This is a genomic window from Curtobacterium sp. 179-B 9B NHS, assembly GCF_045370965.1.
Lineage (GTDB): Bacteria > Actinomycetota > Actinomycetes > Actinomycetales > Microbacteriaceae > Curtobacterium.
On sequence record NZ_JBIQDQ010000024.1, the window covers coordinates 20,798 to 29,275 of the forward strand.

The 8,478-nt window shown below is 73.9% G+C and carries 6 protein-coding genes; all 6 read left to right on the plus strand.

Annotation, left to right across the window (positions count from 1 at the left end; translation table 11 throughout):
* Positions 1–35 precede the first annotated feature (35 nt).
* The 6 genes from ACH0A8_RS15145 (at position 36) to ACH0A8_RS15170 (ending at position 8,476) form a co-directional block, all read left to right on the plus strand.
* The gene (locus ACH0A8_RS15145) at positions 36–1,898 is read left to right on the plus strand and encodes a glycoside hydrolase family 2 protein (RefSeq protein WP_209685764.1); all 1,863 of its coding nucleotides are present in this window, start codon (positions 36–38) and stop codon (positions 1,896–1,898) included.
* Between the two features lie 234 nt (positions 1,899–2,132).
* Entirely contained in the window at positions 2,133–4,196 is a 2,064-nt protein-coding gene (locus ACH0A8_RS15150; RefSeq protein WP_406907472.1) for an ArnT family glycosyltransferase, read from the plus strand.
* A gap of 52 nt (positions 4,197–4,248) precedes the next feature.
* Complete coding sequence (locus ACH0A8_RS15155; protein WP_066655996.1) at positions 4,249–4,971, plus strand: response regulator transcription factor; 723 nt, start codon at positions 4,249–4,251, stop codon at positions 4,969–4,971.
* A complete protein-coding gene (locus ACH0A8_RS15160) occupies positions 4,968–6,587 on the plus strand; it encodes a sensor histidine kinase (RefSeq protein WP_406907473.1) in 1,620 nt (539 codons plus the stop codon). The genes ACH0A8_RS15155 and ACH0A8_RS15160 overlap by 4 nt, the downstream gene beginning before the upstream one ends.
* A gap of 112 nt (positions 6,588–6,699) precedes the next feature.
* Positions 6,700–7,065, plus strand: a complete 366-nt coding sequence (locus tag ACH0A8_RS15165) for a hypothetical protein (RefSeq protein ID WP_406907474.1) — start codon at positions 6,700–6,702, stop codon at positions 7,063–7,065.
* Between the two features lie 76 nt (positions 7,066–7,141).
* Positions 7,142–8,476: a glycosyltransferase gene (locus ACH0A8_RS15170; protein ID WP_406907475.1), complete on the plus strand. Its 1,335-nt coding sequence runs from the start codon at positions 7,142–7,144 to the stop codon at positions 8,474–8,476.
* Positions 8,477–8,478 lie beyond the last annotated feature (2 nt).

Consider the following 8,478-nt stretch of genomic DNA (forward strand, 5'->3'; position numbering starts at 1 on the left):
GACGATTTGTTTACAGCGCTGTAAATTGCGGGAGCATGAGCAGCGTCGCCCCCGTGTCCTCCGCCGACGTCTCCGTCGTCCCCCTCGCCAGCCGGCAGGACGGCCGGTACCCCCGGCCGCAGGTGGTCCGACGGGACTGGGTCGACCTCAGCGGCCCCTGGTCGTTCCGGCACGACGACGAGGACGCCGGGAGCGATGCCGGGTGGGTCGCCGGGGTGCCGTCGCCGCGGACCATCACGGTGCCCTTCCCGCCCGAGTCGACGGCGTCCGGCATCGGCGACCCCGGGTTCCACCCGGTCGTCTGGTACAGCCGGACGATCGGCCACGACGAGCTCGTGCAGGCCGGGCACGGTACCGACCGGCCCCGCGTCCTGCTGCACTTCGGCGCGGTCGACCACCGCGCCCGGGTCTGGATCGACGGCCGGTTCGTCGGCGAGCACGAGGGCGGGCACACCCCCTTCACGTTCGACGTCACGAGCCTGCTCGCCGAGACCCCCGACGGGGCCGACCACGTGCTGGTCGTCCGAGCCGAGGACGACCCCGACGACGTCACGCAGCCCCGCGGCAAGCAGGACTGGCACGAGGAGGCCCACGCGATCTGGTACCGCCGGACGACGGGCATCTGGCAGCCGGTCTGGCTGGAGGCCGTGCCCACCACCGCGATCGACGCGCTCCGGTGGACCCCCGCCTCCCCCGCGTCGACGGCGCTGTCGGTCCGCTTCCGTGGGCGGGTGCCCGCCGGTGCCCGGCTCCGGGTCGCCCTCCGCTTCGACGAGCGCGACGAGGACCTCGGCACGACCGAGTGGGACGCCACCGCCAGCCGTCCGACCCTCGAGGTCACCGTGCCGATCGCACGGCAGCGCAACGGTCAGGCCGAGGACGAGCTGACGTGGTCGCCGGAGACCCCGCGGCTCGTCGACGCCGTCCTCACCCTGGTCGACGCGTCCGGCGCCGTGCTCGACGTCGTCGCCAGCTACCTCGGCATGCGCACGGTCGGCGTCGGCGGTGGCCGGTTCCTGCTCAACCGGCAGCCGTACCCGGTGCGCAGTGTGCTCGACCAGGCGTTCTGGCCGGAGTCGCACCTGGCCGCACCGCACCCGCTCGCGCACCGGCAGGAGGTCGAGCTGATCAGGTCCCTCGGCTTCAACGCCGCCCGCATGCACCAGAAGATCGAGGACCCGCGCTTCCTCTACTGGGCCGACCGCCTCGGCCTCATGGTCTGGGGCGAGGCTCCCGCGGCGTACGAGTTCTCGCCCACGGCCGTCCGCCGGCTCACCGCGGAGTGGACAGCCGCCGTCGAACGGGACGCTTCGCACCCCTCGATCGTCACCTGGGTCCCGTTCAACGAGTCGTGGGGCATCCAGCACGTCGTCTCGGACCCCGCGCAGCAGGCGTACGCGCGAGCGCTCGTCGACCTCACCCGGGCCCTCGATCCGTCCCGTCCCGTGATCGGGAACGACGGCTGGGAGCAGCAGGACACCGACGTCGTGACCATCCACGACTACGAGGGCGACGGCGCCGTGCTCGCGGACACCTACCGCGACGACGCGGCACGCACGCGCGCCCTCGAGGGTCTCGCCCCGTCCGGCCACCCGCAGTTCGTCGGCGGCGCGGGCGACCGCGGGCAACCGGTGATGCTCACGGAGTTCGGCGGCGTCCGGTACCAGGCCGCCGGTCGGCACACGGAGGGCTGGGGCTACACGGCGGCGGTCGACGGCGACGACTGGGTGGCGCGGATCACGGCGCTCTACGACGGGGTCCGGGCGAGCTCGTTCCTGGCCGGTTCGTGCTGGACGCAGCTGACGGACACGATGCAGGAGACGAACGGCCTGCTCCACGCGGACCGGACGCCGAAGGTCCCGATCGAGCAGATCCGCCGGGCGGTCACCGGCACGTGACGTCTTAGGAAGCACCAAGGCAGCACATCGGGACGGCCGACCCGGCCCGGCGATGCTCCCTGCCATGACCACGTACCCGATCCCCGTGACCGACCGTCACGACCGAGCGCACCCGGGAGCGCCGATGCGCCGCCCGGCTGCCGCCCGGCTGCCGCCCGTCTGTTCGCCGGCGAGCGCGAGGACGCCCGCTGGCTCCGCCCGGCGTTCTGGGCGCTCCTCGTCCTGACCGCCGTCGTGTACCTGTGGGACCTCAGCATCTCCGGGTACGCGAACAGCTTCTACGCTGCCGCCGTGCAGGCCGGCACGAAGTCCTGGGAGGCGTTCTTCTTCGGCTCCCTCGACTCGTCGAACTTCATCACCGTCGACAAGCCCCCGGCCTCGCTGTGGGTGATGGTGCTGTCCGCCCGCGTGTTCGGCTTCTCGTCGACCAGCCTGCTGCTCCCCCAGGCGCTCATGGCCGTCGGCTCCGTCGCCCTGGTGTGGGGCACGGTCCGGCGGACCCTCGCCCGCCTCGGTGCGACGACCGCGAACGTCGGTGCGCTGCTCGCCGGCTTCGTCGTCGCCGCGACCCCGGCCGCCGCGCTGATGTTCCGCTTCGACAACCCGGACGCGCTCCTCGTCCTGCTCATGACCGCGGGCGCGTACTGCACCGTCCGGGCGCTCCCGAGGGGCAGCTGGCGGTGGATCGCCCTCGCCGGTGTCGCCCTCGGCTTCGCGTTCCTGACGAAGATGCTGCAGGGCCTGCTCGTCCTGCCGGCGTTCGGCCTCGTGTACCTGTTCGCCGCACGCACGAGCTGGGGCCGGCGCGCGATCGGCCTCGGCATCGCCGCGGTCTCGCTCGTCGTGTCCGCGGGGTGGTGGGTGGTCGCCGTGGCGCTGTGGCCCGCGGAGTCGCGCCCGTACATCGGTGGGTCGACGGACAACACGGTCCTCGACCTGGTGTTCGGCTACAACGGCCTCGGTCGCATCTTCGGCGGCTCGGGCAACGGCGGCGGCGGGGGCGGCATGGGCGGAGGCGGCACCGCGGGCTCGTCGTTCGGCGGTGCGACCGGGTTGGACCGCCTGTTCTCGTCCGAGATGGGCCTCGAGATCTCCTGGCTCCTGCCCGCCGCGCTCGTCGCGCTCGTCCTCGGCCTGGTGGTCGTCGGTCGTCGGCACCTCGCCGATCCGGCACGCGCCGGTCTGGTGCTGTGGGGCGGCTGGCTGATCGTCACCGGTCTGGTCTTCTCGTTCATGTCCGGCACGATCCACCCGTACTACACGGTCGCGCTCGCCCCGGCGATCGCCGGCCTGGTCGGCACCGGTGGTGCGCTCCTCTGGCACGCCCGCGAGCGTGTCACCGGTCGCCTCGGCCTCGCCGCGATGGTCGGCGGGACGGCGTTCTGGAGCTGGTGCCTGCTGAACGAGGACCCGACCTGGCTGCCCTGGCTCCGATGGGTGGTGCTCGCCGGGGGGCTCCTGTCCGCCGCGGCGATCGTCGTCGGCAGCGTGCCCACCCTCCGGAAGGCCGTCACCGTCGGCGTCCTCGCCGGCACCCTGTTCGGGCTGACCGGCACGACCGCGTACGCGCTCGCCACGACGACCGTCGCGCACTCCGGGTCCATCCCGAGCGTCGGCCCGGCGGGCAGCGGCTCCGGTGGGACGGGCGGCGCAGCAGGATTCCCGGGCGGCGGTGGCGGTGGACAGCCGGGAGGCGCGGGAGGCCCCGGCGGGTCGACTGACGGCACGCAGACGGACGGCTCCCAGGACGGTGGCGGCCCGGGCGGGCAGGGCACGCAGCAGGACGGGACGGACGGCTCCCGGCAGGGCCCGGACAGCGGCGGGCAAGCGCCGACCGGCTCGGCTCCTGCGGGGACGGACGACGGCGTCCCGACGATGCCGGGCAGTTCCGGCTCCGGCTCCGGCTCCGCGACCTCGGAGGACGGTGCCCCGACCGGCGGCGGGATGGGTGGTGGCGGTGTGACGACGTCGTCGGCACTGACGAAGCTGCTCGCCGCCTCGGACGCGAAGTGGTCGGCCGCGGTGAACGGCTCGCAGTCGGCCGCGCAGCTCGAGCTCGACACCGACACCGCCGTGATGGCCATCGGCGGCTGGTCGAGCGACCCCGCGCCGACCCTGGCCGAGTTCCAGGCCTGGGTCGCGGCCGGTGACATCGGCTACTACGTGTCCTCGGGCTCCGGCGGCGGGATGGGCGGCGGGTCCTCGACCGCGAGCGCGATCCAGGAGTGGGTCGCCGCGCACTACGAGGCGACGACCGTCGGCGGCCAGACCGTCTACGACCTGAGCGCGACGAAGTGACGGCACCGACGTGATCGACGACGAGGACACGGCGGTGGCTAGGCTCCGGTGCATGGCGGACCGACCACTCCGACGCACCGACGGCAGCCCCGTCCGGGTCCTCGTCGTCGACGACGAGCACGCGCTCGCCGATGCCGTCGCCCTCGCGTTCGAGGGCGACGGCTGGGCCGTGCGGGCCGTGCACCGCGGACGGGACGTGCTCTTCGCGGCGCGGGAGTTCCTGCCCGACGTGGTCGTGCTCGACGTGATGCTGCCGGACATCGACGGCTTCGAGGTGCTCGAGCGGCTCCGGGACGCCCGGGACCCCGTGCGGGTGCTGTTCCTCACCGCCCGGGACGCCCCCGAGGACCGGCTCGCCGGACTCACCGGCGGCGGCGACGACTACCTGACGAAGCCCTTCGGCATCGACGAGCTGCTCGTCCGTGCCCGCATCCTGGCCCGGACCGCACCGCAGGTGGTCGCGGCACCGGGGTCGTCCGCGGTCGTGGTCGGCGACCTCCGGCTCGACGAGGAGGACCGCTCGGTGCTGCGCGACGGCGAGCCGATCGAGCTCACACCGACCGAGTACGAGCTCCTCCGCCACCTCGCCCGGAACGCGAACCGGGTGCTGTCCCGCGAGCAGATCCTGGCGAGCGTGTGGGGCATGGACTTCGGCACGTCGTCGAACCTCGTCGACATGTACGTCTCGTACCTGCGGCGGAAGCTCGACGCCGGACGCGAGCCGATGCTGCAGACGGTCCGGGGCGCCGGCTACGTGCTGCGGCCGACGCCGTGAGCCGTCCCGACGGGGCGGGGCGTGCCTCCCGACCGGTGCGCACCCCGTCGCTGCGCTGGCGGATCGTCGGAGCCGTGGCGCTGCTGCTCGTCGCGACGAACGTCGTCGTCGGCGCGGTGACCGTGATCGCGTACCGCGAGTACCTGGTCGGACGGCTCGACGCGGAGCTGGCGACGGCGGCGGGCCGGACCCCGGGCGGGCAGCCGCCGTCCGGACCGCCCCCGGAGTCCTCCGGCGGTCAGCAGGACCCGGACAACCGGTTCATCGGGGCGCCGGGACAGGCGGCCGACACCGTCGTGGCGGTCCTGCGCGACGGTGACGCCGTGCTCGCCGGGTACACGGACGGTGCCGGTGCGCAGCACGGTCTCAGCCGAGCGCAGGAGGCCGTGCTCGCGGACGTCGCACCGGATGCGACCCCCACGACGGTCTCGCTGGGGTCGCTCGGGGCGTACCGGGCGCAGGCGGTCACCCGCGGCGGCGACGTCTTCGTGACGGCGCTGCCCCTCGGGGACCTGCGCGCGTCGGTCGTCCGACTCGTCGTCGTCATCGGGAGCACCACGCTGCTCGCACTCCTCGTCGCGGCGTGGGCGCTGACCCTGGCCGTCCGACGATCGCTGCGGCCGCTCGAGCGGGTCGCCTCCGTCGCGTCGAGCGTCACCGCGCTGGACCTCGAACGCGGCGACGCCGACATCGCCGCCCGGGTGCCCTCCGCGGACCTCGTGGTCAGCCGCGAGGTCGGACAGGTCGGCACCGCGCTCAACCGGCTGCTCGGCCACGTCGGCCGCGCGCTGACCGTCCGACGGGACGCCGAGCGGGGCATGCGCACCTTCGTCGCCGACGCCTCGCACGAGCTGCGCACGCCGATCGCGACCGTCCGCGCCTACGCCGAGCTGTCGGCCGGTTCGCAGGACGTCGCAGCGCTGCAGCGGAACGCCGAACGGATCGGCCGCGAGGCGGTGCGGATGGGCGACCTGGTCGAGGAGCTCCTGCTGCTCGCCCGGCTCGACGCCGCGACACACGACGGCGCGGCACCCGACGCGGCGACACACGACGGCGCGGCGCCCGACGGCCCGGTGCCCGACGCCGCGGCCCTCGCCGCCCGGCCCGGGACGGTGCACGAGGAGGTCGACCTCACCGCCACGGTGGTCGAGGCCGTGATGGACGCACGAGCCACCGCACCCGACCACCGGTGGATGCTGCAGCTCGCCGACGACCACCCGCTGACGGTGTCCGGCGACCCGGGGCAGCTGCGGCGCGCCGTCACGAACCTGCTCGCGAACGCGCGGACGCACACCCCGGCGGGGACGACCGTCGTGGTGTCGCTGCAACGGGTCCCGCGCACCGGGGGCGACGAGGCCGCGACGGGTGGGCTCGCACGGCTGGTCGTGGCGAACGACGGACCCCCGATCGACGCCGAGGTCCTGCCGGTGCTGTTCGACCGCTTCACCCGAGGCTCGTCGTCCCGCTCGCGGGAGCACGGGACGAGCGGCCTCGGACTGGCGATCGTCCGCGCGGTCGTGACCGCACACGGTGGGAGCGTCCGGGTCGTGTCGGAGCCGGGACGGACCGCGTTCACGGTCGGCCTGCCGGAGGTCGGCAACCGATCCGACGCCTGACGATCCCGGTGCACGATCACCGCGGACCGCGAACCAGGATCGTCACGCGTACCCGCTCCCGCTTCCTCGTCTGCCACGGGTACGCTGCGGGCACCGGCGGAAGGGGAACGCGATGGACCAGCGACACGGCGACCTGCGGGACGGCGACCTGCGGGACGGCGACCTGCGCAGCGGCGACCTGCGGGACGGTGACCCGCGCGGGACGGACCAGCGGTTCACCCGCCTGCCGGAGCGTGCCCGACCCGAGGACCTGGTCGTCGAGGTCCCGGCGTTCGAGGACGACCGACCCCAGCCCGAACCCGAGCCGCCGGCCGCCGCCCCCGAGCTCGTCGCCGCGACCCGCTTCGCGCAGACCTCGCACGCGATGCCGACGATCCGGCGGACGCAGACGCGCGCGGGGCTCTGGATCGCGGGCGTGCCGATCGCGGCGCTCGCCGTCGTCGCGATCGTGCAGATCGTGCTCGGCGTCACCGGCTGAGCCCTCCGACCGCTTCTTAGGGGCACCACAGGGTGCTGCTGCGGTCCGCATCGACGCGCTGCCGAGCCTGGGCGGCATGACGGAAGCAGCCACCCCCCACGACCGCAGCACCCCGCTCGACAGCAGCACCGCGCTCGACATCGACATCGTCGTGCCCTGCCACGACGAGCAGGGCACGCTCGCCGCCCACGTCCGACGTCTGCACCACTTCTGCCGGACGTCGTTGCCGCACACCTGGCGCATCACGATCGCCGACAACGCCTCGACCGACGACACCGGGCGCATCGCCGACGACCTCGCCGCGATGCTGCCCGAGGTGCACGCCGTCCACCTGCCGCTCAAGGGTCGCGGCCGCGCCCTCAAGGCGGTCTGGGCAGCGTCCCCGGCCGCCGTGCTCGTCTACGTGGACGAGGACCTGTCGACCGACCTCGCGGCGCTCGAACCGCTCGTCGCACCGCTGCTCTCCGGCCACTCCGACGTGGCGATCGGCACGCGGCTCGCGGGGTCCTCCCGGGTCGTGCGCGGCGGCAAGCGCGAGTTCATCTCCCGCTCGTACAACCTGCTCCTCCGCAGCACGATGGGCGTGTCGTTCTCCGACGCCCAGTGCGGGTTCAAGGCGATCACCCGCCAGGCCGCCGACCACCTGCTGCCCCTCTGCGAGGACGACGCGTGGTTCTTCGACACCGAGCTCCTGGTGCTCGCCGAGCACGCGGGGCTGCGCGTCCACGAGGTCCCGGTCGACTGGGTCGACGACGTGGACTCCTCGGTGCACATCGCGTCGACCGCAGCCGAGGACCTCAAGGGCATGTGGCGGGTCTCCCGGGGGCTCGCGACCGGGCGCATCCCGATCGACCCGGTGTACGACGCCATCGGCCGGCAGCCCTTCACGACACCGCACGTGGGGATCATCGGTCAGCTCATGCGCTTCGGGACCATCGGCGTGCTGTCCACGGTCGCCTTCGCGCTGCTCTACGCACTGTTCCGTCCCGCGATCGGAGCGCAGACGGCGGACTTCCTCGCGCTGCTCATCACGGCGATCGGCAACACCGCACTGAACCGCCGCTTCACCTTCGGAGTCCGAGGGCGGGCGGGGGCCGGTGTCCACCACGTGCAGGGACTCGTCGTGTTCGGCATCGCCTGGGCGATCACCGCCGAGTCGCTCGTCCTGCTGCACACGACCGTGCCCGGGGCGTCGCACGGCGCCGAGGTCCTGGTGCTCACCGGCGCGAACCTCGTCGCGACCCTGGTGCGCTTCGTCCTCTTCAAGGCGTGGGTGTTCCGCACGCGTCGGCGTCCCGTGCTCGTGCGCCCCGGCGGCCCCACCGCTCCCACGGCCGACGCTGCCGGCCCGATCGCGACGACGGCGACCGCCGCGGCGGCGACCCGGCGGGTCGACGAGCCGGCGGCCTGACC